We start from the raw sequence: 23691 nt of genomic DNA, 5'->3' as shown, positions 1-23691 counted from the left end.
AATAATAAAGGCTCTGTAAATTTTTTATCCGTTTGAATAGCCTTCAGGCCCCTTTATATCTGAAAAATCTGGCTTTTCGTATTTTCCGCGCCGTACAAATCCTTCATCGTAATAAAAAACTACGCTTTTTACGTTTGCACGAACTTCATCTTTTTCGTCACGGACAAAAATTTTTACTCCGGCATAGACAGTTCCAGAAGCATAAACTTTTCCAATGTTTTTCAATTCGCGAAGGTGCGCCAAAATCGTTTCGATTTCTTTGTTGAATTCATCGTTTTCGTTAGCAAGTTCATTTTTGCGAAGTTTATAACTCTTCAAGCTCTCTTCTTTTTCAGCTGGCAAAATTCTGCGGACTTTTTTTGTATTTTCCAGTGTTTGAATGTTCAATTCCAGCTCATCAATTTCTTTTACAGTTTTTTCCTGCATTTCGCGCAAGTCTTCAAGACGATGTTTTGCACGAGGATCGATTCCGACTTCGATTACAGTTTCTGTACCGCCGCCCGCGGAACCGATATTTTTTGCAAGAACTGTTTCTGTTGCGAAAAGATGTCCACCTGTAATCTGGGCGCGCTTTCCTTGCAGAATAATTCTATGCTGAGCAGAAACTTCGCAGTTCATCAACGAATCCTGAACAATTACGTTTTCTTCAACCTGAACTTTTGAATTCTGTACAAATTTTGCCCAAAGCGAACCACCGCACAAAATTTCACATTCATCTCTACCAACAATTCCTTGGCTTACAATAATATCGCCGTCACTTTCAAGCCTGCTTGCTCCTACAGCACCGTTTACTTCGATATTTCCACTTGCCTTTACGTTATAACCGTCTTCGATATTTCCGTTTACAATTACAGTTCCAAGGAAAGTTACGTTTCCAGACTTGATGTTTACACCATCGATTTCCATAATCGGCTCGACGTTAATTTTATCGTTAATAAGCAAAACTTGCCCATTGCAGGCTGCAAGAATTGTTCTTCCATCTGAATCCAATGTAACATTTTTTCCAAGCGGAAGATTGATATCTTTTCCGTTTTTTGCTTCAAGATAGCGGCCGTAAAGTGTCTTTCCAGCTTTTCCACGCTCAGGAAGCATTTTTTGCGCAAGTGGCTGTCCTTCGACAACATTTTGAATAAGGTTGAGCTCCTTAAAATCAACTTGACCGTTTGCAGCCTCTTTTGCCCGAATTTTTGAACGGTCCGTTTCAAAGTTGTAGGCAATATATGCATCGCGTCCGTCAACTGGCAAGACAGCTTCCGCAACGACAACAGGAACATTGTAAGTTGGCCTGTCAACAAGAGCGGAGATCTTCTCATCGGAAATTCCGGCAACAACGCCCTGCCCTTTTAATGCGGTTTTTATCTGCTCTTCGCTGACATCAGCTCCGCCCAAAGCCGGAGGCGTAATCGTACAAGTTGCCTTTAATTCGTCTTTTGTAATATCAATAACGTAAATTGCATCTCCAGCAGGATTTCTTGAATAATGGCCGACAGGCTCGTAAATTCCACCTGTTCCATCTTCTGTATATTTTTTTACGATTTTTTCATCAAAATCTACAGTATCAGAGCGTTTTATATCGTTTATGACATCTGAAAGATTGATGTTTTTTCCGTCTCCGACAGGAAGATTTACTTTCAGACAAATCTCTGTTCCAAACCGATGAACAAAATACTCTCCGTCTTTATCAAAATTCTGAATCTCTTCGTCCATGTCCATAAAGCCGGAATTCTTAAAATCCTTGCTTCTTTCACTTTTTGATACCGCTTCAGCATTTTGATAAACGGTTATAAACCAAGGTCGTTTTGCAATTCCAAAAAATCCATCAAATCCTTTTTCTTTTACTTCATATTCAAGATTCGCAATTTTTGTGTTCAGCTGAACAGCTGCATCTGCGAGCGCTTCATCAAGAGTATCAGCGCGAACTTCTACGCTTTTTACGCTTTGGTCTTTTTTTTGAAGCTCTGCAAGGTCTAATCGGATTTTTTCAAGTGTAACCATAAATTTCAAGACCTTAAACTAGATGATTCCCTTACGAAAATTCGTCAATTTCGCCTTTAAACGCAAATTTGCCTTTGTATGCAACTGAGAAATTCTCGATTCGCTTACCTCAAGCACCTGTCCAATTTCTTTAAAAGTCAAATCTTCATGGTAGTAAAGAACTATTACCATTTTTTCTTTTTCTGGAAGTTCGTTTATAGCCTGCACAATAACTTTTCTAATTTCCTCGCGTTCAACTTGAACATCTGGATTCAGGCTTGCAGGAGACTCGATAGTATCTCCAATTGAAAGATGATCGCTGTCGTCTCCAGAACTCCAAACATCATTTAAGGAAACAATGCTTGACGCGCTGACTTTCATTATAGTCTGATGATATTCGTCCTCAGAAAGATTCAGCTGCTGTGCAATTTCTGCATCAGTCGCAGTACGGCCAAGCTTTGACTCAAGCTCGCTGATTGTATCTTCAATTTCACGGGATTTTTGACGTACAGAGCGTGGAACCCAGTCAAGCTGACGCATTTCATCAAAAATTGCGCCACGGATTCTAGTGACGGCATAAGTTTTAAATTTTACACCCTTTTCTAAATCATATTTACTGATTGCATCAAGAAGTCCAAACTGACCAAAGCCAACAAGGTCATCAAATTCCATGCTTGCAGGAAGACCTACAGAAACTTTTCCAGCGACATATTTTACCAACGGCATATACTGCCTAATCAGCCTGTCGCGTAGTTGAGAAGATTTTGTTTTTTTATACTCAGCCCAAAGTTTATCTTCGTCGCTGCTGTTGATTATCAACGTCTGCTCTGTACCCATAGCTTCCTGTCTCTTTTTCTATTTATTTATCTTTTTCAAGCAGAGTCCGAACAGCCTGCGCCATTACATCTGCATTTTGTGAAACGCTTTCTGTTCCGCCAGAAAAAACAGCTCCGGCAAAACCGTTTCCGCCAGAAGAAGCAAAATCACTGTCATTTATTATATCACCAGATGAATTATTTTTCACGTCATCTGACAAATCCTCAATTTCCGGCAATTCATCAATATTTTCAATCGAAGAGCCATCGGCAAATGCGTTTATCTTATTTTCAGAATCGCCTGCATTAGAAGGAACATCTTTTTTTAAAATTGAGTTTTCCGATGAATTTTGCAAATCAGAATTGGCTTTTCCGAGATTTTCACGTCCGGCAGAAATAAATTCGGCCTTTTTACTTTCGCCTTCTTTTTTTGTTCCGGAAACAGAATTTTTTGTTTCCGAAGAAGACTTTTCTTCTGTCAAAGATTTCTCTTCCGTCTGAAAATTTTTTGAATCTTTTCCTGAAAGACCAGGGCGGTTATTTTCTACAAAAAATTTTGGACTGGATTCATCATCTTCAAGCCCGTCATCCGTAATAACGATATTTACATTGTCACCGGATTTCTGTTGCTTGGACTGCGGCGAATTTTGAGAAGAATCAGTTTCAAGAGAGACGCCCTTTGAATCATTTGCCAAAAATTTGGAAAAAAGGAAGGAAATTGAAAATGAAAGAACCGAAAAAACAGCTGCAAAAATCAGCGACCTAAGCAAAATAGCCAGAACTGGATTTTTTGCAATCATTCCAGTAAGAAATGACAAAACAAAACCGCAAACGGCTGCAAAACCGATGATTTTTTTGTTCATCATTACTTCCTCCCTTATAAAAGATTAAGACAAAATTTGCACAAGGTCAAGTTTTTAAACTTTTTGTTAATTTTTGTAAGCATTTTTTTTCATCAAATTACCGGCTTTATTTTTTTCTGAGAAATTTCTTAAGAAAACTCGATACGCCGTCGCTTGTACCAAGATCAGTTTTTTCAATGCGGCCAACAATATGTTTTATGCACTGAGCCGGTTTTGAAGTTGGATTTATAATCATAAACGGTTTTTGGCGGATTACAGACGCAGAAACAACAGAATCATCATAAACAAAGCCTATGTAATCAACCTTGTAATTTAAAAACTGTCCGACAATTGTAATTATTCTGTCAGAAATTTTCTTACCTTCTTCTGCAGAGTGGACTCTATTTACCAAAAGCTTTATATTTATATTTCTTTCGCCAAGTTCCGTAGTGATAATTTTTATCATTCCGTAAGCGTCTGTGATTGCCGTAGGTTCAGGAGTTGTGACAACATAAACTTCGTCTGCCGCGGCAACAAACTGCAAAACGTTGTTAGCGATTCCAGCTCCAGTATCGATTATGATGATATCCGCATTTCCAAGCTGAGCAAATTGCTTTGCAAAATAGTCAAGCTCTTCAACAGAAAGATTTGCAATTTTTGAAAAACCGTTTGCTCCGGCAATAAATTTAATTCCAACTTCCGTATCGAGAATTATTTCCGACATTGTCTTCTGACGGTTTATAACCTGCATAAGGTTATACTGAGGAACAACATTCAAAAGAACGTTTACATTTGCCATTCCAAGGTCACCGTCAATAAGGATAACCTTCTTTCCAAGCTGGGCATAAGCAATCGCCATATTGACCGCCATATTTGTTTTTCCAACACCGCCTTTTCCGCTTGTAATGGCAATAATTCGGGTTTTGTGAGATGATGCCTCATTTTTTTTCTGTGTTGATGAAAGCGTGTTTCCCATCAATTCACGCAATTCTTCAGCCTGGTCTTCCATAATTATTCATCCTCCGGAAACATGTCATCAATATAAACTTTACTAACCGTAAAATCTGAAAGTCTGTATAAAAACTCTCTGACAGAAGCTTTTTTTATGTCATTTGGAACTTTTTGTCCGTCTGTTATATAAGAAATAGTCTTGTTTAGTTCGTACAAAACGCTCAGGACATTTCCATAAGAAGTCGTTTCGTCACATTTTGTGATTATAACTGAATTGAAATTAAAAAGTGAAAAATTTTCAATTGTTTTCTTTAAATCCCGCGCCTTTGTCGAAGCCGCAACAACCAGATAAGTATCCAGAGAAAATCCCTGAAGATTTAAAATATTTCTCATTTTTGCAATATTGTCGTAGTCGTTCGGGCTAAATCCTGAAGTATCAATAAAAATATAGTCCGCGCTGTCCTTACATTCTTGAATTATATCATTTAAATCAACAGGAGACTCCGCCTTGTCAACGCGAACATGCATAAGTTCCCCAAATTTGCGGAGTTGCGCTTCTGCACCAACACGAGTATGGTCAATCGTAATAAGGCGCACGTTAGGCAATGGCTCGCCTTTCTTTTTTGCATCAAGAATAAGTTTTGCCGCCATTTTGCTGATTGTCGTTGTTTTTCCAAGACCAGTCGGTCCGATAAGGACAATTATATGAGGAATTTTGTAATAAACTTCTGGAGCAACTTTTATCGACTGACCGATCCAGCCGACTACTTTTTCCTGAATTTGCTCAAAATCATTTAAATCTTCAAGAGTCGATTCATTTTTTAACTTAGAAGAAATCATATTTATAAATGCATGAGTAAATTCATTGTCCTCGAGAAGTTTTTCAATCTTTACGATTGACGGATGTTTTTTTTCGACAGAAGTGATTTTCAAATCTTCAATCTGACTATTCATCTGTGCCATCATGTCTGTAAGCTCGTTATATTGCTTTACAACAAGTTTTGAATAATCAACTTTTGAATTTTTTATAATGCTTTCTTTTGCCGCCGAAAAATCCTCCTGCTCAGAATGTCCCCTGTCTTTTACGACAAAAGAAACTTTTATGCGGCTTTTCTGAAAAAAGCCAAGGAATCCGCCCTGAAGGACTGTCTGCTGGTCAATAATCCGATAGTTGTTTCCGTATTCCTGCCAAAGACTATTTCTTATTTCATCGACAGATTTTCCAGTCATTGTCAAAGTCGTCGGTGTGTATTCACTGCTATTCACTTATTTCTCCCAAAATTTCAAGATTTACTGAATTTCCAGCCGCAAGAACTTCGTCTACAGAAAGAACTACTACGGTTCCCGGAAAATCTCTTTCAATCAGTTGATAAACAAACTGTCTGACATCGGGAGTTGGCGCAAGAATTATAGGCAAAATATTTCTGTCCCGTAAAGGTATTATATTTGAACTGACCGCATTTTTGAAATTTCTTGAATCAACCGGATCAAACGCAACTACAGGCGCAGAACCGTCATTCTGCGAAACTATATGCTCTATAATTTTTTGTGCCCATCCCTGGCTCAATTGAATGACGCTGAGCTTTTTCTGCTCATCATTAGGATCTACATACTGAAGACAAATCTGAAGTCCAAGCGCCTCACGAACTTTTCCAATCAAAAAAAACGGATTGTGCGGCATGTTTCCGTAGTTTGCAAGCGTTTCCAAAATTGAAACAATATTGCGAATAGATACCCGTTCCCGAAGAAGCCCCTGAAGAATTTTTTCGATCTCGCCATAAGTATACTTATATGTATCCATAACTTCTTCAACTACAACAGGATTAGTTTCTTTTATTTTTGCAATTATCGCGCTTACTTCCTGTCTTCCCAATATTTCTGCAGCATGAGAGCGGATAATCTCAGTCATGTGAGTTGCAATTATCATAGGAGGATCGATTACCGAATAACCGTTTCTTTCGGCTTCCAGACGGCGATCTTCACCAATCCATATTGCCGGTATTCCAAAAGTTGGATCTTTTGTAGGTTCGCCTTTAATTTCTTCGATTACAGAACCAGTATTAAGGCACATGTAGTATCCGATCTTTAATTTTCCCCGGCCAGCTTCAATCCCGCGGATTTTAAAACTGTATTCCTGTGGATCGAGCGTAAGGTTATCGATGATTCTTATTCTAGGAACTACGAGACCAAGGTCAATTGCGGCTTCGCGGCGGATTCTCGTAATTCTCTCAAGAAGCTCTGCTCCTTTTTCTTTATTAACCAAATCAAGCAAGGCGACTCCCAGCTCAAGACAAAGAGGATCGAGAGGAACAACCGGACTAAGCTCTTCAGATTTTTGAGAAGATTGAGAGCCTGCTTTTTTAGCCGCTTCTTCCTCCAGTTTTTTTGCAAAAGAAAGCTTTTCCTGCTTTTGCATTTTATAGCCAAAAAAGATAAGCAAGGCGCCCATACCGATAAGAATAACGACAAGAAGAGGCGTTGTGTGAAAAATAATAGCCATTACAGCAAGAATTCCGCCTGAAATCATATAGACAGAACTGCTTATATTAAACTGCTTTTTAATTTCTTCGCCTAAAACTTCGTCAGAATTACCACCGGTTACAAGAATACCAGTCGCAACAGAAATCAAAAGAGACGGAAGCTGGCTCAAAAGACCGTCGCCAATAGTAAGCTGGGGAAAAGTTGCAATAGCTGAACTAAAATCCATCCCCTGTTTTATCATTGCATAAAGAACACCGCCAACCAGGTTTATCAGCGTAATAAAAATTCCAGCCTTTACGTTTCCGCTTACAAACTTTGAAGAACCGTCCATTGCAGAATAAAAGTCGCATTCACGCTGAATATCCGCTTTTTTCTGTCTTGCCTGTTCATCCGTAATTGAACCGGAATTCAATTCAGAATCAACAGCAAACATTTTTGAGTTCATGGAATCCAGGGCAAAACGAGCCTGAACTTCAGAAACACGCCCGGCGCCCTTTGTAATTACAACAACCTGAATAATGATGATGATTAAAAATATTATAAACCCGATAACCGGCTGACCTTTTGCCACAACGTTTGCGAAAGATTTTATCATCGCTCCGTCAAAAGATTTAAAGCCGACATATCCGTGAGTGAGAATATAACGGGTTGAACAGACATTGAGTGCAAGACCAAAAACTGTCACAAAAAGAACGACACGAGGAAAAGACGACAATCTTGAAGACTTCGGGGTATACAAAACGACAAGAAAGATGATTATGGAAATCGCAATGTTTACAATCATCAAAAAATCGAGAACCGCTCCGCTTACAGGCATTAACAGCATAAAAACGATGAGAACGCCGGCAAATGCGATAAAAGAATTTGAAATTTTTGTCTGTTTAAAAAAATTGCTTAAACGGTTAGCCACTCCCCACCCCTGGTTGACTTGCTACTTTTTCCTATTGAGATAATTTATCTGTGCATAAACGATTGAAATCGCTTTTATATATGTATCAGGAATTATATCACCAACTTCAACATTTGAATAGAGTGCGCGCGCCAAAGGAACGTTTTCAACCCTTGGAATTCCGTTTTCGTCAGCCAAATCGCGTATTCTTTTTGCAGTTAAATCCGCACCTTTTGCATTGACAATCGGGCGATCTGTTTTTGCAGCATCATATTTTAAAGCGACTGAATAATGAGTCGGGTTTGTAATTACGACATCGCTTTCCGCGACCGCCTTCGGCAGATTTCTGGTCAAAAGTTCACGCTGGGCCTGCTGAAGTTTTCCTTTAACTTCCGGATCTCCTTCCTCTTCTTTAAATTCCTGCTTTACTTCCTGCTTTGTCATTTTTAAACGTTCCAAAAATTCACGTTTTTGCATAAAATAATCAGGAATCGAAATTGCAAGAAAAATTATCGAGCAGAAAGCAAGAATCTGAGCCGCGCATTTTCCGATAAGTCCAGAAGCCATTCTTATAGAACTAGTATTTAAAAGTGCAAGAATATCAGCCACATTCATTCTTATAACGACAACAGCCGTTATAATTACAGCGGTAATCTTTACAAGAGATTTTACGATATTCATTGCGCCTGTAAGCGAAAAGACAGTTTTTTTTAAATACTGGCCGATTCGCGGAACTATGTTTGAAAACTTAAATTCAATAGGCTTTAGCGAAAAAATAAAACCACGGTTTTGGATAAGGTTTCCGGCAATTCCTGCAATAACTCCGCAAAAAGCAAGAGGAAGAACCATTTTTGCAAAATTCACTAAAAAAAATACAAAAAACTGCAAAGATTCAATCTTAGCGTTCGCGCATTTTGTAAAATAATAAACAAGAATTTGCTCGCACATTCTCAGATAATGAGGAGCCGCAACAATCAGCGCGACAACGCACATAATCATTACAATTGCGCTAGTAAGCTCCTGGCTTTTTGCAACACGGCCTTCTTCACGCTCACGCCTTAAGCGAGTTTCTGTTGCATCCTCTGTACGGCCTTCATCTTCTGCGGCAAACCACTGAAGGTCAATTTCATCAAAACTCATTGCTGGCCTCCAGAACCTCTAAAAAACGCAAAAAGCGATTCCAAAACAGAAAATCCGCTGGCAAAAGACGAAATAAAATAATCACACAGACTGCCCATAAGGCTCATAATTATAAAAAACGAAAGCAAAATTAAAACAGGAAAACCTTCGGAAAGAAGGTTCATCTGAGGAGCAGCTTTTCCTAAAATTCCTGTCGTAATAGAAACAAGAAGAAGAATTCCCATAATCGGCAAAGCAATTACAAAAGCGCAGGCAAAAAGTCTTGTGAGCGACGAAAGCAAAAAGGTAATTATCTCCTGCCTTCCAGCCGCCATTACGATGTTCATGGCATTCATCGTTTCAAAACTCGCGGCAAGGCCTTTTCCAAAAAGAATCTGCGCCCAATGCCCCTGCAAAAAAATCAGCATTGCTATTAAATTAAAAAACTGGCCCATAAGGGGATTTTCAACCTGACTCAAGGCATCGTAAACTTCAGAAGCAGAAAATCCCATCTGAAAGGCAAAAAACTGTCCAGCCGCGCTAAAAGCGCTGAAAATTATGCTCACAAAAAATCCAGTAATTATGCCAATCAGAGCTTCTCCAACAAGGATCAGTATATAATCAATCGAAAAAGAGGCATTTTCTGCAATGTACGGAAGATAATCTTTTGTATCAATATGAGGAAAAATTAAATACGCCATATATCCAGTCAGAGCAATCTTTGCAACACGAGAAATTGTCCGCATAGAAAAGAGAGGCATTGTCATAATCAAGGCAAAACACCTGACTGCCACAAGTAAAAAAAACGGTGCCTGCCACACAATCTGCTCAAGCATATTTTATTTTTCCGTTTATTGCGCCAATTTTGGAATCATATCAAAAAGATTTAAAGTATATCCGCGCAAAGAAGCAAACATCCAGCCACCAAGAAGAGCGAGCATTGCAAGAATTACAAGCATTTTAGGAAGGAAAGTCAAAGTCTGTTCCTGAATCGATGTCGTAGCCTGAAAAATTGCAACGATAAGACCGATGACAAGAGCCGCTCCCAAAATCGGAGATGTCATAATAAAAACCTGATAGACCGCATTCCGAACAAGACCTACTAAAAATCCAATACTCATTTTCAACTCCTGTTAACAAAATCAATGCTGCAAAACAGAAACAAAAAGCTGCTGAGTCAAAAGTCCCCAGCCGTCGACAAGAACAAAAAGCATAAGCTTAAAAGGCATTGAAATCTGGACAGGAGGCAACATCATCATACCCATACTCATAAGAATACTTGCAACCACCATGTCGATTACAATAAACGGAATATAAAGAATAATTCCTATTTTGAAGGCGACTGTAAGCTCATGCAGAATATAAGACGGAACAAGAACATACATTGGAACATCGTCAAGTGTTTTTGGAGCATCAAGCTTTGCCATTCCCATAAATGTCTGGATATACGAAGTATCGTTAAACATCTGCGAATACATAAAATTTTTAAGCGGTTTTTCTGCTTCGCGGTAGGCCTGCTCAATTGTCAGCTGGCCGTCGCTCAAAGGCCTAAAAGAAGATGTATAAACCTTCTGGAAAACAGGCCACATTACAAAAAGCGTCATAAAAAGCGCAATTCCATTCAAAACAGAAGTCGGCGGAACCTGCTGAAGCGAAAGAGCGCGCTTTATAAAATCAAGGACAATTGAAAATCTCAAAAAACATGTCATCAGAATCAAAATGCTCGGAGCAAGCGAAAGAATCGTAAGCAGGAGCAAAAGCTGAAGGTTAAAAGCCATCTGAGTTCCAGTACGCGGCTGAGTGATGTTTATGTCGATATTTGGAAAAGTAAGCCCGCGCACAGACTGATTCATCTGCGTAGTTCCCTGTGCAGAACCGGACGGAAAATCCCTGTTTTGAGAAGACTGGGAAGCAACCGGCAAAGTACAAAACGAAAGAAGAAGTCCCAAAAAACAAAGTTTAAAAAGCCATTTTTTTCTAAAATACAGCAATGCGTTTTTCATAAATTTTCCACTTATCACTTACATTATTACTTTTTTATATAAATTTAAAAATATATTAAGAATTTTCTGAATTAAATTTTTCCATCTGCTTTTTTAGCTCATCCGCAGAATTTGACGAAGAATTTTCGTAAATACTGCTTTCAGGTTCTTTGCTTGAGCCAGGCATAAAAATATCAAGAATTTCGCGGAACGAGCGTGGCTTTGAAACCTTTTCGTTTTTGTCGGCATAAAGATTCATAGCATTAATAAGTTCCTTGTCCTCGATTTTTCCAATCAGGCTGATTTTTTCATCGCTTACACCGATTAAAAATGCATTGTCCTGCAAAGTTATTACCTGAACTGATTTTCCAGGGCTTAATGTCAAATGGCTTACTTTTCGCAAAAAAGGATCGTTATCATTTTCTGTTTTTATGCCTTTTTTAAGGAAATGAAAAATTCCCCAAGCGATTCCAACGACAACCGCCAGAGCAAAAATCATTTTTATAAAAAGCCACAATGTTGAGCCTGAGCCGGGCTGTCTTTCATTTTGCTGCTGAGAAGATGACAAATTAAGCTGAATTTGAGAAGGATCTGTATTTATGCTGAAATTCTGAGTCTGCTGAGTGTTTTGAGCCTGAGAATTATCCTGCGCAAAAGTTTTTAAACTTCCCGCAAAAAAAAGAATGACTGCAAAAAATGCAGTAAAGATAATTGATTTTTTCATTTTTCCACCCATTTTAAATAGTTTTGTCTATACAGGATAATCCCCTTTATCCCAAAACAAAACTGTAAAAAGTAAAATCAAAAAGTAAAATCCCTAAATTGCAGCTTTTAGGCAATTTCAGATTAAAAAAAGGGGCTTTTTAGTCAGCCCCTCAATTTTAGCGAATATCCGAAACTCTTTCCATTGGAGAGAGAATTTCTGTTACGCGCACACCAAAGTTTTCATCGATTACAACAACTTCGCCTTTTGCAATCGGTTTATGGTTTACAAGAATATCAACAGGTTCACCGGCAAGTTTATCAAGCTCGATAATCGTACCTTCGCCCATCCCCAAAATTTCTTTTATCTGCTTTTTAGTGCGTCCAAGTTCTACGGTCATTTCCATGAATACATCCATGATAAGACCGATATTTCCCTGTTCAGTAGAAGCGGCTCCGCCCATTAAATTCGGAAACTGGATTGACTGAACATTCGGCGTGTTCATTCCGGCAACTTGTCCCATTGGCTGCTGCATTCCCATACCCATGCCCATATTAGGCATTGCACCCATTGGCTGCTGCATTCCCATACCCATTCCCATATTAGGCATAGCGCCCATTGGCTGCTGCATTCCCATGCCCATATTTTGAGTATTCTGGGCTGAAGAAACTGCGGCATTGTCAACATTTGCAGCAGTTCCACCACCAAGCGCCTTTACCATCTCTTCTGCAACACTGCTGGAAATCGCTTCCCAAAGAACGTAATTTTGAGAATCAACAGAATAAGTATATGTAAAAAGACAAAATTTTCCCTGAGGAATCCGAACCATTGCCTTTGGAACATTAACAGCTTCTGGAGGATTTGCAGCAAGCCCAGGAAGTTTTCCGTCTTTGCTCAGTTCGGTAATTTCAGTACCAGAATGATTTGAAACAATTTCAGAAATAACAGAAAGAGCCATATCATCAAGTTCAGCCTGCTCTTCCTTATTGATTAAGCTTGTCAACTTTTGGGCAAATTCTGTAGAAAGAATAAAAAGATGGTCACCCTTTAAGGCAGTTGAAAAATCGGCCATTACAGCAACAACCATTTCTGGAAGTTTCGCAAGCAACTGGTCACGCTCAAGAATCTCTACCGATGGCGTTCCAACAGAAAATTCACTGCCTGTCATTGAGTTGAGTTTAGTTTTTAATTCGTCTTTTATACCGTCAGCAAACTTTTCAAGGACAGAAGTATCAATGTTTACAGAAGATGAGTTCCCTCCTGTAATTCCACCCATGTCCACGCCTGACAGCAATGCATCAATTTCGTCTTGAGAAATAGCACCATCACTCATATGATTCATCTCCTTCTACGGATAATTCTTCAAAATCTTCATTTTCGCTGTCATCAATTTTTCCAATTATCTGAACAGCCATTTTTTTACCGACAACACCCGGCTGACAATAAAATTTTTTCTTATTGCCGACACTAAGCGAAAGCGGATCACCGACGCGAACAGTTGAAAGCCGCACGACATCTCCAACTCGCAACGCAAGAACATCACGAATCGGCATATTTATTGTTCCAATTTCTGCAACAACATCCATATCAACGTCAGAAAGCTTTTCTTTTAACGTTCCAAGATACTGCGTTGTAGAACTTCTTCGCACAGAACTAAACCAGAACTGCGAAGAAAGTTTTGAAATAATAGGCTCGATAGTAAGATAAGGAATACAGAAGTTCATCATTCCTTCCTCTTCGCCAACCTTTGTTTCCAAAGTTACAAGAACGACCATTTCTGACGGAGGAACAATCTGCGCAAACTGAGGGTTTGTTTCAATCTGTCCAAGACGAGGACGCAAGTCAATTACCTGAGTCCAGGCTTCGCGCATATTTGCAAGAATTCTCACGATGATCCCTTCCATTACCGACTGTTCAATATCCGTCAAATCGCGGCTAACTTTTGCTCCCTGTCCTGTACCGCCAAAAAGACGGTCAATCATACTGAAAGTAATCGCCGGATCAATTTCCAAAACCGCATTTCCCTTTAAAGGATCCATATTGATTACAGCCAAAGTTGTCGGAGTTGGAATAGAACGGATAAATTCTTCGTAAGTCAGCTGGTCAACCGACGCGACATGAACATGAACCAGCGAACGAAGCTGCGCAGAAAGAGATGTTGTTGTAAGACGTGCAAAAGTTTCGTGCATAATCGAAACCGTTCGGATCTGCTCCTTAGAGAACTTATCCGGACGTTTAAAATCGTATATTTTTATTTTGCGCGTGTCATTTACAGGTTTAAAGTCAGTGTTTTCGCTTTCACCAGAACTTATTGCCTGCAGGAGTTGGTCAATTTCATCTTGTGACAGAACTTCGTTCATGCCTGTTCCACCTTTATAATCCGCTTTTACTGCTGAATAACATCCAGCTGCATAAAGCGCACATCTTTTATTTTTGAACTGCTTAAAATTGAATCGTTAATCGCATTGCGAATTTCAATTCTAAGCTCTTCCTCATTCTGTGGTCTTAATTCGTCTGCGGATTTCTGTGTAAAATAGCGCCGCAAAAAATCTTTTAATTCAACTGTTCTCTGCGTAATTTCTGTTGATGTCGCCTTATCGTCCTTTTTGTAACCCAATACAACTTCTACAATTACAGACGAAGGGTTTACATCGCTCGTCTTCGTTCTTGTTACGCCAAGAGAATTGTACCAGTCAAGAATTTCTTTAGTTGAACTGTATTCTTCTGCGACAGGAACAAGTGCGGCCTGCGATTGATTTCCGCCGACAACTTTCATTGTAATTACAACTACAGTCACAATTAAAATAACCGCAACCAAACCGATTGCAACCCATTTTAAAAGGACAGGGAAAAGACCGCCCATCCCCTTCTTTTTTGAAGATGCTGATGAAAGGTCGTCTGAACCGCCAGCATCATCGTTAATATCCAAATCATTATCATCAGCCATAAATTACTCCAGTTAAGAAAACACTCTGCGTGCTTTCATTGTTTTTTTTTAATATCGGATTTTTTCCAGCACAACTTAAGGATATAGAATAAAGTATTTTACCCTTTATTTTGCGCCTAAAAAGTTAAAAATGCCCTTCATCAAGAATTATTATATCAACACGGCGGTTGTAAGCCTGCCCTTCCCTTGTATCGTTTGAAAATACAGGTCTAGTATCGGCATAGCCTGCAATTGAAAATTTGCTTTCATCCACTCCAAAATCCGAAAGATAGTGCAGAGTATTCAATGCGCGCGCGGCAGAAAGTTCCCAGTTAGACGGGTATTTTTCGTTTGAGACAGGATTGCTGTCTGTATGTCCCTCAATTCTAAAGCGGCGTTTCTGAAGTTCAGGTTCCTGAAAAAATTTCGAGAGTTTTAAAAGAATTTCGCGGGTTTCTTCGATGTTGAGCTCGGCGCTTCCTTCTTCAAAAAAAGAATCGGAAGCCAACGTTATTACAAGCCCTCGTTCATCCGAGGAAATTGTTATTTTTGCAGAGTGAATCTCCGGCGCAAAAAGAGAAATGGCCTTTTTCTTGGCAAGACCAAGCGATTTTCCCTTTTCAACAGAAGGAAGGCTGTTTACTGTATTTCCCAAATCTGCAAGACGACCTGCAGTAAGAGACATTCCGCCAGTCGTCGTTGGATTTTCCATTGACTCTTCCTGAATTGCAAGCGATGCCTGAATCTGAGAAAGAGTTGTCGTGTCTACTTCGGAAGGATCATAAAGCATAACGAAAAAGCAGAGCATGAGAGTAATCATGTCTCCGTAAGTGCCCTGCCAGGCGGTTGAAGGTTTCTGTGGTTCATTACTTTTTCTAGCCATTTTCAACCTAATCCTTCAGAACGTCAGCCTCAATAACCTTCCGAGTTTTTGGATCCAAATAAGTTAAGAGTTTCATTGCAAGAATGCGAGGGTTATCTCCAGCCTGAATCGAAAGAACCCCTTCCAAAACCATTTCGCGTGAACGAAGCTCCGCGCTGTTCTGCGAGATAAGCTTTTGAGCCATTGGACCAAAAAGCCAGTTTGCAAGCATAGAACCGTAGAGTGTAGTTACCAAAGCTACGGCCATGTTCGGACCAAGAGAAGATTTATCTTCAAGATTGTTAAGCATACCAATAAGTCCGATTACGGTACCAAGCATACCAAAACCAGGACCAAAACCAGCCCACTGGGTTATAAGGTTAATACCAACCATGTGCCGCGCTTCCATCTGATTCATTTCGTTTTCCAAAATCGTGCGAATAACATTTCCGTCCGTACCGTCTACAACCATTCTAAGGCCGGATTTTAAGAACGCATCGTCCAAATCATCAAGTCCTTCTTCAAGTGCAAGGATACCTTCACGACGCGCCTTTTCTGAGAGAGCAACCATATTTTGAATCAGATTTTTTTCACCATAATCAAAAGTCTTAAAACAGCGCCCCATTACCTTGAACATTCCAAGAACATTTTTTAGTGAATCACAAAGAAACAGGGAGAAAAAAGAACCGCCGACAGTTACAAAAACCGAAGGAATATCAATAATACCGCCGATTGAACCACCTGATGTAAGAACACCTAAAAAGATTACACCTATACCGCCAACAATGGCAATAAGCGACGCAATATCCATAAAAAGTTTCCTCCCGCAAACCCAACAGACTTCTTTATTATTTTTATGTAGGGAAACCTCTAAAATTCATTTTTCAGAGGCAGCTCAGAATATTCTATATTTCCTGAGCAGAGATTCCAAGCCGCCGTCTGTAATCCACAATCCGCTGAATCAATTCTTCAGGCGAATCTTTTACCACGACTTTCTTGCCAGACAAAAAAGTGATGGTAAGGTCGGGAGTTTTTTCCATACTTTCTATCATATGAGGATTTATCCAGTATATATTCCCATCTAAACGCGTAACCGAAATCATCTTCTTATTTTTACTTCTAATTTACTTATCGTCAAGTAGAAACATAAATTATGCCGACCTGAACAATATATTTTATAACAAATTCTAAAATAATTCAAAAAATTTAACGAACTGTTATAAAAAAACTTGCTTTTTTTTTTGTTTGTGATAATTTAAATAAAAAGAAAAATAAGGAAGTAAGATAAGAACAGCCTAAAATGGTGCCTATTTTTATCTTTAAAAGTTTGCGTTGCAAGCTTTCTTATCATCGGTTGTTTCTCACTTCGTTGCGAAACAACTTAAAAAGTCAAGGTTAAAACTCAAGTTTTAATCTTGACTTTTTACGGGAATATAAAATGAATTCTAAAATTCTTGTTGTTGAAGACGTTCCAGAAATGGCAGAACTTGCCTCTATGTATCTGAAAAAATCAGGAATGACAGTTGAATCCGTTGGCAGCGCAGAAGAAGCGCTTGAATACATTGATAAACAAATGCCAGACTTAATCATTTTGGATTTAAATCTTCCGGGAATGAGCGGTTTTGACTTCCTGAAAAAATTCCGCGATGAATACAATTCATCTCTTCCAGTAATTATAGTCTCTGCCCGCGATGCAGACGAAGATATTATAAAAGGTCTTGGAAACGGCGCAGACGAATTTGTTACAAAGCCGTATTCACCAAAAGTTCTTACAGCAAGAGTCGAAGCAATTCTTCGCCGGCAGGCAAAAGTTACCGCAGCAGCAGAAGCTTCTTACGAATTTGGCCCGTACACTGTTCTGCTTAACAGCTGCGTACTAAAAAAAGGTCCGGAAAAAATTCCTCTCTCTACAAAAGAATATGAAGTTCTCGAATTCTTAATTTCTCACGAAAATGAAGTTTTGGGACCAGAAAAAATCTACAGAGAAGTATGGAAGGCTCAGTACGGAGATATTACAGCCGTTGCTGTATATGTTCAGCGCTTAAGAAAAAAGATTGAAGAAGATCCATCTTCGCCAAAATATATAAAAACAGTATTTGGCATGGGCTACAAATTCGAAAAAGGCACAGTTTAAATGAAAATAAAACGGCAGCTACAGATTTTTCTTCTTCTTGTTGTACTTATTCCGCTAGTTGCCTTCGCAATAATTCCAATCAACAGACAACTTGCAGTCGAAGGAATTTCTTTTGAAAAAATCATAAGGATTTCTTTTCTTGTTGCCTCGGTGATTGAACTTGCCTGCATAATTTTTACACTGCATATTTCAAATACAATTTCAAGGTCAATAACTTTTCTTCAGCGTTCTACAAAAAGACTTGCGGACGGACAAGTATCAAAACCACTGGAAAGACGGAAAAATCACCGCGGAGAAAACGAGATTACTGATTTAATCGGGAATCTCGACAAAATGCGCATAAGCCTTCTTGAAAACGAAGAAAGAAGAAAACGTTTTATAATGGGAATGAGCCATGACCTGCGCACACCCGTCGCAGTCATAAAAGGTTATCTTGAAGCAATCGACGACGGAGTTGTAAGCGGCAAGGAAGAAATTGCAAAATCCGTAAATATAATTCTAAACAAAACAAACCAGCTCGAAGCTATGCTCAATTCGCTGATAAATTTTGTCAAACTTGAGACGGCGGAACAGAAAAATAATCTTACATTGCAGCCGATTCTTCCATTGCTCCAGGAATTTGCAGAATCCTGCAAAAATTCTGGAACAATTTTTAACAGAAATGTAAAAACAGAGATCCAGGTTTCGCCGGACACGCAAATTATGCTCAACAAAGAACTAGTTTTAAGAGCCTTAGACAATCTTTATTCAAATGCCCAACGCTATACAAAAGACAAAAATGTAATAATAATCAAGGCAAACGAAACAGAAAGCGAAATTAAAATTTCTATAGAAGATACAGGCATCGGAATAAACGAAAAGGACATCCAGTTCATTTTTGATATTTTTTACCGGGCTTCAAACAGCCGAAACGAACCTGGCTACGGAATCGGACTTTCGGTCGTAAAAAACATAATCGATTCTCACGGCTGGAAAATCGACGTAAAATCGCAGGTTGGAGTCGGAACAAATTTTACAATAACGATTCCAAAAACAAATTCAAAAGCATAAGTCCGCGTTCGTTAAGAGCATAAAAAGTTTTGCCGTCTTTTTTGTAACTGCGGGCAAGATGTTTTTTAGACCATTCAAAAAAAAGTCCGTCTTTTACGCCGATTCTCTCTTCAAGGCTTTTTCCAAAGCGTTTTTTAAATTCTTCTGAACATACGCCTTCCAAAAGTCTAAATCCCATCATAAGCCATTCAAATTCCTGGGTCTGTAAATCGATTTTTTCAACTTGCCGTATCGATTCCGGAATTTCTGATTCAGAATTAAAGTTAAGCCAGAAATTTTCATAATTTTTAATAGAACAGGTATTCGTCCAGCGTTCTGAAACATCGCCGTAAACACTGCCGCACGCGCCGCTTCCACAGCCAATATAATTCTCAAGATGCCAGTAAACTTTGTTGTGACGACTTTCTGCTCCTGTTCTTGCAAAATTGCTTACTTCGTACGGAATAAATCCATTTTCTTTTAAAATTTTTCTGCCCAAAATCCACATTCTGTCTGTTTTTTGCTGGCTCCATTTTATTTTTCCAGACTCGATTTTTTTATAAAGCGGAGTATTTTCTTCCAAAGTAAGCGAATAAAGTGAAATATGCTCGATGTTTTTGCAGTAAAAAACCATCTCAAACTGTTTTTTAAAAGAACTGTAAGTCTGTCCAGGAAGACCTGCTATAAAATCGACAGAAAGCTTTTTTTTCCATTTTTTTTGAAGAAGTTCAAACGCAGAAATTGCAGTTTTAAGCGAGCAATGCCTGTTTATGCTGTCCAAGGCCTTTTGGTCGAGAGCCTGAACGCCTATTGAAATTCTGTCCACGCCGGCATTTTGCGCAGAATCCAAAATATCCTCTGTCAAATCTTCAGGGTTCATCTCAACGGTAAATTCATCTGCCGTCTTGCCGGAAACAGCATTTTTTATGCCAGAGACAAGTTCAAAAAGAAGTTTTGCTCCAAGCTGGCTCGGAGTTCCGCCTCCAATATAGACAGTTTTCCAGCGTGAAACTGAGTATTTTTTTACATAAAAACGAATTTCAGTTAAAACTGAACGGACATATTCCTCATCTGGACAAATACAGGAAGCGCAATTTGAAGGAATACTGAAAAAATCGCAGTAATCGCACTTCTGCCTGCAAAAAGGAACGTGAACATAAAGGGAAATCTCCATTTAAATTTCCTTAAAACTAAAAAAGCTTCATTTTTGAAAAAGGAAAATAAATAAAAAGCGCCCTGCCCTTGAAAGAAGCCGAACTTACAGGTCCCCAAAGCCTGGAATCAGAAGATTCAAGACGGTTGTCCGCAAGAACAAAATATTCGTTTTCTTTTAAGATGAATTGTTCCATATTTCCTACAGTGCCGATTCTGCTGTCAGTTTTTGCGGAAATTTCCGGAACAGAGAGAGTGTATTTTATCTTTGTAAGTTCAAATTCCGTAAGAAACTGGGACTGGCCTTCGGGTTTTATGTAGACAAGATGGTTTGAAATATAAATCGTATCTCCCGGAAGACCGACAACGCGCCGGAAAGACGGCGACAGTTCGTTTTTAGCAAAAGGAGAATACTGCTGGACCGTAAAAAAGCGGCAGACAAAGTCAACAGATTTTTCAAAAAAAGAATGAACAGGCTCATCTTTTGGACTTACAAGCATAACCTGACCGCGTTCAGGATTCCGCAAAAGAGGAGCAATTTGAACAACGCAATCAGAGGCAATACCTGGCGACATAGAATCAGATTTTGAAAGAACTGGATAAAAAAGCGCAAGCCGGATTAAATTTATGCTTGCAAAGCAGACAAAAACAGAAAGAAGAATTAAAAAAACACGGTGATAAAGCTCCCTTTTCATCCTGTAGGAAACTGAATAAATATCTCGAAACATAAATAAAACATACATCTTTTTATGGCAGGTTGCAAGGTAAACCCATTAAGAATATAATTACTTCTATGTCTGAAAACGTAAAAATTATTGCACAAAATAAAAAAGCCCGTTTTGACTATTTTGTCGAAGAAAAATACGAATGCGGAATTGTCCTCGAAGGAACAGAAGTCAAGTCTGTAAAAGAAGGAAATGTTTCATTCAACGATTCTTTTGCCGAAATTCAAAATGGTGAGTTATGGATGCGAAATTTTCATATTTCAGAATACAAATATTCGTCCATTTTTAACCATAATCCAGACAGAGTAAAAAAACTGCTCGTCCACAAGGAAGAGTTAAAGCGGATCCAGCGCAAAGTTGATGAAAAAGGTTTTACTTTGATTCCATTGGATTTTTATTTAAAAAATGGACGCGTAAAACTTACGCTTGGCGTTTGCAAAGGTAAAAAGCAGTTTGACAAGCGGGCTTCAATTAAAGAGCGCGATGTGAACAGAGATTTACAGAGAGAATTTAGAAATTCAAACCTGTAAAACGGGGATTTTATTTGAAAAAGTTATCTGCAATTTTTACAGCAGTATTTCTCACCGTAATGCAATCAGTTTTTGCAGCCCCGCTCCAGCTCGATTATTACGGTGTCATTTCATCGTCGGCAGATTCAAACATGCTGAAAATGGCCCAGGATTTTTTCTTTACGCAGCTAAATGCAATCGACGGAGTTTCTGTCCATGACAAAAGGCAGAATCCAGGAACTGTCTTAAGTTCAATTCCGGACACATCTTCGACTCATGCGCCAAAAATTGCTTTTTACGCAGAAATAACCGAAGACAAAAAAGACGAATCAGCAGTTTTTTGGAACTGCATTTTTTTTGCAGGGATTCCAGATTCTTCAGGCGGAACAACTTACCAGAAAAGCAAAAATTATGATTCATACTACAAAATGCTGACAAACTCAAAAGACACGATTCACGAACTTTTAGACAAAATAAAAATGAGAAATTCCGAGAATGAATCTTTGTCGGCTTCTTCAAAAAATTCAGCTTTCGCGCAAAAAAGCTTTAACATTGAAAAACTTTCTGGAATATGGAGCGGAGAGCCTTTTACAGACAAAATCGTTATTTTGCGGGGCGGACGCGGTTTTATAATCTTTAAAAACGGCGCAACTATGAACATTTCTGTTTCGGCAGAAGAAAATTCTGAACACGGAAGCATCATAAAAATCCGGCAAATCGGAAAACCAAACGCCTCTTTTTATCCAGAACTTCCGCGCGAAATTGCGCTTTCTGTTGCACCGAACGCTTCTCCAATCGAGTGGAATTTTACAATGAATGATGAAAATGCGCTTTCCGGCACAAAGACAACTCTTTTAAGAGACGATTCAAAGGCCGAAAAAGTAAAAGCCGGAAATCAAAACGTAACCTGGCACAAAAAATAAAATTTTCTTTTAAACCGCGCAGTCAAGTTTTATCTGCCCCTGCCGTACAAGCTGGACTGTTCCGTCTTCTTCCAAAGCCACTATTGTAGAAGGAACACCTGAAGTTTTGTCTCCGTCATCAATAATCAAGTCAACAGCAGAACCAAACTCTTTTTTTATTTCGCAAAGATTATTTAAAGGAGCAGAACCGCTTTTATTTACACTAGTTGAATAAATTGGCGCGCCGCATTCTGCAATCAATTTTCTGAGCCATTCGTCGCCAGGACAGCGGAATGCAGTTGTTGCAAAATTTCCGTCTTGTTCAAAAGTATGAACGATTATCGTAAGCGGACCGGGCCAAAAAGAAAGCAGCTCATCAGGAACAAGATCGCGAGTATATTTTTTTAAGTCCTCTGGTTTTGAAAGAAGCTGGATGCACCTTTTTCCTTCTTCCCTTCCCTTTATTTCTGAGATTTTTTGCTCTGTGTGGTAAGAATAATGTCTTCCGTCAACAATTCCAGAAAAACCGTAGACCGTGTCGGTTGGAAGAATGACGATTTTTCCGCGGCGAATGTAATCAGCGGCAATAAAAATAGATTCCGAATCAGACTTGCGGCAAATCATAAACAGGAATGCCCTCCATAAAGACAGGATTTTTTCTTCGCTTAAAAAGTCCAGATTTTATATCTTGATAAAGTGAATACAGGCAGACCGTCAAAAAGGCTGCAATTCCAAGAACTTTTCCGACCCATTCAGGAAGATATTCAGGCTCACGGGCTTTTATAGGCGTACCTGCATCATATATCTTTTCCTGTTCAAAAGGAAGACCGTTTATCTTAACGATTTTGTCGCCGTCAGAAACATAACCGAGTTTTTTTGCAAGACCTTCGATTACTTCTTTGTCGTTTTGCAAAGCCGTACATTCAAGCTTGAGAGAATTATTTGTTTTTTGGATTGATTCTGTCCGGACTGCAAGGATTCTTTTTTGCTCCCGCTGCTGTCTTTCTGCCAAAAGACCGTCTCTTCCTGCAAAAACAGAAATAAAAACATAGACAAAAGTTCCTGTTAAAGCCGCTGACAAAATCCTAAACCTTTTCATAATCTAGAATATCGGCTGATTTTTTGATTTTTATAACGGGATTTTTTTATTTTTTGAAATTTAAAAGCGGAAAACAAAAATTTTTGAGAAAAACCTACCCCGGACAAAAGGGGCGGCAGTGCCGTTGCCGAAAGGCAATGAGCGCCTAGCGAACCCCGGCTGGCCGGATAGACAGGCGATGCGGTCCAAACTAAAAAAAGTTTTAAGTAATTTTTAAACTTTCAAAAATAGACTTTGAAAAAAAATTCTGTTAAAATATTGATTTATAAGTCTTATTTTTTAAGTTTTTAAGATGAAGATTTTGAGCGGTTATGCCGATATTTTCTTTGATAAAACTTTTTGCAAGGGGAATTTTATGAGCGATTCAAAAGAAACAAATGAACTTGACAGTTACGGCGTTTGGGTAAAAACCCCTCCAAAGACAGTGGATTCCTCTGAGACTTCTGTTAATTCAGACGACGTTTTTAATTTTGACACGGATTTGCCAGATTTTTCTGATTTAGATGTAATTGATGAGCCTTCAGATTTTTCAGCTTCGGACAATTCTGACGATGCGCTTTCGGCTGAGGATTTGGCTGGGCTTGAAACAGAAAACAA

26 protein-coding genes are annotated in these 23691 nt (G+C 38.9%); 5 read left to right on the top strand and 21 right to left on the bottom strand.

The window, feature by feature from the left end; translation table 11 throughout:
* Nucleotides 1-24: 24 nt before the first annotated feature.
* The 17 genes from B4N75_RS08790 to B4N75_RS08710 all read right to left on the bottom strand — a co-directional run bounded on the left by B4N75_RS08790 (nucleotide 25) and on the right by B4N75_RS08710 (nucleotide 16647).
* A complete protein-coding gene (locus tag B4N75_RS08790) occupies nucleotides 25-1995 on the bottom strand; it encodes a FapA family protein (RefSeq protein ID WP_296668887.1) in 1971 nt (656 codons plus the stop codon).
* An 18-nt stretch (nucleotides 1996-2013) separates the two neighbouring features.
* Complete coding sequence (gene whiG / locus B4N75_RS08785) at nucleotides 2014-2811, bottom strand: RNA polymerase sigma factor WhiG (protein ID WP_296022792.1); 798 nt, start codon at nucleotides 2809-2811, stop codon at nucleotides 2014-2016.
* Between the two features lie 22 nt (nucleotides 2812-2833).
* Nucleotides 2834-3655: a hypothetical protein gene (locus B4N75_RS08780; RefSeq protein ID WP_296668884.1), complete on the bottom strand. Its 822-nt coding sequence runs from the start codon at nucleotides 3653-3655 to the stop codon at nucleotides 2834-2836.
* A gap of 103 nt (nucleotides 3656-3758) precedes the next feature.
* Nucleotides 3759-4640, bottom strand: coding sequence for a MinD/ParA family protein (locus tag B4N75_RS08775; protein ID WP_296668882.1), 882 nt, complete (start codon nucleotides 4638-4640; stop codon nucleotides 3759-3761).
* Nucleotides 4641-4642: 2 nt separating this feature from the next.
* Complete coding sequence (locus B4N75_RS08770; RefSeq protein WP_296022786.1) at nucleotides 4643-5848, bottom strand: hypothetical protein; 1206 nt, start codon at nucleotides 5846-5848, stop codon at nucleotides 4643-4645.
* Nucleotides 5841-7973: a flagellar biosynthesis protein FlhA gene (locus tag B4N75_RS08765; RefSeq protein ID WP_296707173.1), complete on the bottom strand. Its 2133-nt coding sequence runs from the start codon at nucleotides 7971-7973 to the stop codon at nucleotides 5841-5843. The genes B4N75_RS08770 and B4N75_RS08765 overlap by 8 nt, the downstream gene beginning before the upstream one ends.
* Before the next feature lie 21 nt (nucleotides 7974-7994).
* Nucleotides 7995-9092, bottom strand: a complete 1098-nt coding sequence (locus B4N75_RS08760) for an EscU/YscU/HrcU family type III secretion system export apparatus switch protein (protein ID WP_296707171.1) — start codon at nucleotides 9090-9092, stop codon at nucleotides 7995-7997.
* Nucleotides 9089-9907, bottom strand: a complete 819-nt coding sequence (gene fliR, locus B4N75_RS08755) for a flagellar biosynthetic protein FliR (protein WP_296022783.1) — start codon at nucleotides 9905-9907, stop codon at nucleotides 9089-9091. The genes B4N75_RS08760 and fliR overlap by 4 nt, the downstream gene beginning before the upstream one ends.
* A 15-nt stretch (nucleotides 9908-9922) precedes the next feature.
* On the bottom strand, nucleotides 9923-10192 hold the full coding sequence (fliQ, locus tag B4N75_RS08750) for a flagellar biosynthesis protein FliQ (protein ID WP_296022782.1): 270 nt from the start codon (nucleotides 10190-10192) through the stop codon (nucleotides 9923-9925).
* Between the two features lie 21 nt (nucleotides 10193-10213).
* The gene (fliP, locus tag B4N75_RS08745) at nucleotides 10214-11074 is read right to left on the bottom strand and encodes a flagellar type III secretion system pore protein FliP (RefSeq protein WP_296707169.1); all 861 of its coding nucleotides are present in this window, start codon (nucleotides 11072-11074) and stop codon (nucleotides 10214-10216) included.
* Nucleotides 11075-11129: 55 nt separating this feature from the next.
* A complete protein-coding gene (locus tag B4N75_RS08740; RefSeq protein WP_296022780.1) occupies nucleotides 11130-11777 on the bottom strand; it encodes a FliO/MopB family protein in 648 nt (215 codons plus the stop codon).
* A gap of 157 nt (nucleotides 11778-11934) precedes the next feature.
* Nucleotides 11935-13089: a flagellar motor switch protein FliN gene (gene fliN, locus B4N75_RS08735; protein WP_296668874.1), complete on the bottom strand. Its 1155-nt coding sequence runs from the start codon at nucleotides 13087-13089 to the stop codon at nucleotides 11935-11937.
* Nucleotides 13082-14116: a flagellar motor switch protein FliM gene (gene fliM / locus B4N75_RS08730; RefSeq protein WP_296022778.1), complete on the bottom strand. Its 1035-nt coding sequence runs from the start codon at nucleotides 14114-14116 to the stop codon at nucleotides 13082-13084. The genes fliN and fliM overlap by 8 nt, the downstream gene beginning before the upstream one ends.
* Nucleotides 14117-14142: 26 nt before the next feature.
* Complete coding sequence (locus B4N75_RS08725) at nucleotides 14143-14703, bottom strand: flagellar basal body-associated FliL family protein (RefSeq protein ID WP_296022777.1); 561 nt, start codon at nucleotides 14701-14703, stop codon at nucleotides 14143-14145.
* Nucleotides 14704-14827: 124 nt separating this feature from the next.
* Nucleotides 14828-15565 carry a flagellar motor protein MotB gene (gene motB, locus B4N75_RS08720; RefSeq protein ID WP_296668871.1) on the bottom strand — a complete coding sequence of 246 codons (738 nt, stop codon included), beginning with the start codon at nucleotides 15563-15565 and terminating at the stop codon, nucleotides 14828-14830.
* A 7-nt stretch (nucleotides 15566-15572) separates the two neighbouring features.
* Nucleotides 15573-16355, bottom strand: a complete 783-nt coding sequence (locus B4N75_RS08715) for a motility protein A (protein ID WP_296022775.1) — start codon at nucleotides 16353-16355, stop codon at nucleotides 15573-15575.
* Nucleotides 16356-16449: 94 nt separating this feature from the next.
* The gene (locus tag B4N75_RS08710) at nucleotides 16450-16647 is read right to left on the bottom strand and encodes a flagellar FlbD family protein (protein ID WP_078929865.1); all 198 of its coding nucleotides are present in this window, start codon (nucleotides 16645-16647) and stop codon (nucleotides 16450-16452) included.
* A 335-nt stretch (nucleotides 16648-16982) separates the two neighbouring features.
* Here B4N75_RS08710 and B4N75_RS08705 point away from each other — a divergent pair, with 335 nt between their 5' ends.
* Together B4N75_RS08705 and B4N75_RS08700 are read left to right on the top strand one after the other, a co-directional pair.
* Entirely contained in the window at nucleotides 16983-17678 is a 696-nt protein-coding gene (locus B4N75_RS08705; RefSeq protein WP_296022774.1) for a response regulator transcription factor, read from the top strand.
* Nucleotides 17679-18728 (top strand): sensor histidine kinase, encoded by a 1050-nt coding sequence (locus B4N75_RS08700; RefSeq protein ID WP_296707166.1) that lies wholly within the window; start codon nucleotides 17679-17681, stop codon nucleotides 18726-18728. It begins immediately after the preceding gene.
* Here B4N75_RS08700 and hemW read toward each other — a convergent pair.
* Together hemW and lepB are read right to left on the bottom strand one after the other, a co-directional pair.
* Entirely contained in the window at nucleotides 18691-19881 is a 1191-nt protein-coding gene (gene hemW / locus B4N75_RS08695) for a radical SAM family heme chaperone HemW (protein ID WP_296707164.1), read from the bottom strand. The two genes, B4N75_RS08700 and hemW, sit on opposite strands and share 38 nt — an antisense overlap.
* Nucleotides 19882-19897: 16 nt before the next feature.
* Complete coding sequence (gene lepB, locus B4N75_RS08690) at nucleotides 19898-20587, bottom strand: signal peptidase I (protein WP_296022771.1); 690 nt, start codon at nucleotides 20585-20587, stop codon at nucleotides 19898-19900.
* A 65-nt stretch (nucleotides 20588-20652) separates the two neighbouring features.
* Between lepB and smpB the strand changes: the two genes are divergently transcribed.
* A complete protein-coding gene (gene smpB, locus B4N75_RS08685) occupies nucleotides 20653-21114 on the top strand; it encodes an SsrA-binding protein SmpB (protein WP_288585298.1) in 462 nt (153 codons plus the stop codon).
* 14 nt (nucleotides 21115-21128) lie between these two features.
* Nucleotides 21129-22016: a TP0183 family DNA metabolism protein gene (locus B4N75_RS08680; RefSeq protein ID WP_296668865.1), complete on the top strand. Its 888-nt coding sequence runs from the start codon at nucleotides 21129-21131 to the stop codon at nucleotides 22014-22016.
* A gap of 9 nt (nucleotides 22017-22025) precedes the next feature.
* Here the strand turns inward: B4N75_RS08680 and B4N75_RS08675 are convergent, their stop codons facing one another.
* Nucleotides 22026-22619 carry an L-threonylcarbamoyladenylate synthase gene (locus B4N75_RS08675; protein WP_296668863.1) on the bottom strand — a complete coding sequence of 198 codons (594 nt, stop codon included), beginning with the start codon at nucleotides 22617-22619 and terminating at the stop codon, nucleotides 22026-22028.
* A complete protein-coding gene (locus tag B4N75_RS08670; protein WP_296022768.1) occupies nucleotides 22600-23094 on the bottom strand; it encodes a septum formation initiator family protein in 495 nt (164 codons plus the stop codon). Before B4N75_RS08670 ends, B4N75_RS08675 begins: the two co-directional genes overlap by 20 nt.
* Nucleotides 23095-23449: 355 nt before the next feature.
* Here B4N75_RS08670 and B4N75_RS08665 point away from each other — a divergent pair.
* On the top strand, nucleotides 23450-23691 hold a 242-nt coding region (locus B4N75_RS08665; protein ID WP_296668859.1), incomplete at its 3' end, for a hypothetical protein.

This window comes from Treponema sp. UBA7570 (assembly GCA_002477955.1).
Taxonomy (GTDB): domain Bacteria; phylum Spirochaetota; class Spirochaetia; order Treponematales; family Treponemataceae; genus Treponema_D.
Note: the sequence above shows the minus strand (reverse complement) of the source record. Positions and strands in the feature narration are given on the sequence as shown.

Excerpts from the sequence above, each read along its gene's own strand:
- B4N75_RS08790 (WP_296668887.1), bottom strand. The coding sequence starts at position 1,995 with ATGGTTACACTTGAAAAAATCCGATTAGACCTTGCAGAGCTTCAAAAA.
- whiG (WP_296022792.1), bottom strand. The coding sequence starts at position 2,811 with ATGGGTACAGAGCAGACGTTGATAATCAACAGCAGCGACGAAGATAAA.
- B4N75_RS08780 (WP_296668884.1), bottom strand. The coding sequence starts at position 3,655 with ATGATGAACAAAAAAATCATCGGTTTTGCAGCCGTTTGCGGTTTTGTT.
- B4N75_RS08775 (WP_296668882.1), bottom strand. The coding sequence starts at position 4,640 with ATGGAAGACCAGGCTGAAGAATTGCGTGAATTGATGGGAAACACGCTT.
- B4N75_RS08760 (WP_296707171.1), bottom strand. The coding sequence starts at position 9,092 with ATGAGTTTTGATGAAATTGACCTTCAGTGGTTTGCCGCAGAAGATGAA.
- fliR (WP_296022783.1), bottom strand. The coding sequence starts at position 9,907 with ATGCTTGAGCAGATTGTGTGGCAGGCACCGTTTTTTTTACTTGTGGCA.
- fliQ (WP_296022782.1), bottom strand. The coding sequence starts at position 10,192 with ATGAGTATTGGATTTTTAGTAGGTCTTGTTCGGAATGCGGTCTATCAG.
- fliP (WP_296707169.1), bottom strand. The coding sequence starts at position 11,074 with ATGAAAAACGCATTGCTGTATTTTAGAAAAAAATGGCTTTTTAAACTT.
- B4N75_RS08740 (WP_296022780.1), bottom strand. The coding sequence starts at position 11,777 with ATGAAAAAATCAATTATCTTTACTGCATTTTTTGCAGTCATTCTTTTT.
- fliN (WP_296668874.1), bottom strand. The coding sequence starts at position 13,089 with ATGAGTGATGGTGCTATTTCTCAAGACGAAATTGATGCATTGCTGTCA.
- fliM (WP_296022778.1), bottom strand. The coding sequence starts at position 14,116 with ATGAACGAAGTTCTGTCACAAGATGAAATTGACCAACTCCTGCAGGCA.
- B4N75_RS08725 (WP_296022777.1), bottom strand. The coding sequence starts at position 14,703 with ATGGCTGATGATAATGATTTGGATATTAACGATGATGCTGGCGGTTCA.
- motB (WP_296668871.1), bottom strand. The coding sequence starts at position 15,565 with ATGGCTAGAAAAAGTAATGAACCACAGAAACCTTCAACCGCCTGGCAG.
- B4N75_RS08715 (WP_296022775.1), bottom strand. The coding sequence starts at position 16,355 with ATGGATATTGCGTCGCTTATTGCCATTGTTGGCGGTATAGGTGTAATC.
- B4N75_RS08710 (WP_078929865.1), bottom strand. The coding sequence starts at position 16,647 with ATGATTTCGGTTACGCGTTTAGATGGGAATATATACTGGATAAATCCT.
- B4N75_RS08705 (WP_296022774.1), top strand. The coding sequence starts at position 16,983 with ATGAATTCTAAAATTCTTGTTGTTGAAGACGTTCCAGAAATGGCAGAA.
- B4N75_RS08700 (WP_296707166.1), top strand. The coding sequence starts at position 17,679 with ATGAAAATAAAACGGCAGCTACAGATTTTTCTTCTTCTTGTTGTACTT.
- hemW (WP_296707164.1), bottom strand. The coding sequence starts at position 19,881 with ATGGAGATTTCCCTTTATGTTCACGTTCCTTTTTGCAGGCAGAAGTGC.
- lepB (WP_296022771.1), bottom strand. The coding sequence starts at position 20,587 with ATGTTTCGAGATATTTATTCAGTTTCCTACAGGATGAAAAGGGAGCTT.
- smpB (WP_288585298.1), top strand. The coding sequence starts at position 20,653 with ATGTCTGAAAACGTAAAAATTATTGCACAAAATAAAAAAGCCCGTTTT.
- B4N75_RS08675 (WP_296668863.1), bottom strand. The coding sequence starts at position 22,619 with ATGATTTGCCGCAAGTCTGATTCGGAATCTATTTTTATTGCCGCTGAT.
- B4N75_RS08670 (WP_296022768.1), bottom strand. The coding sequence starts at position 23,094 with ATGAAAAGGTTTAGGATTTTGTCAGCGGCTTTAACAGGAACTTTTGTC.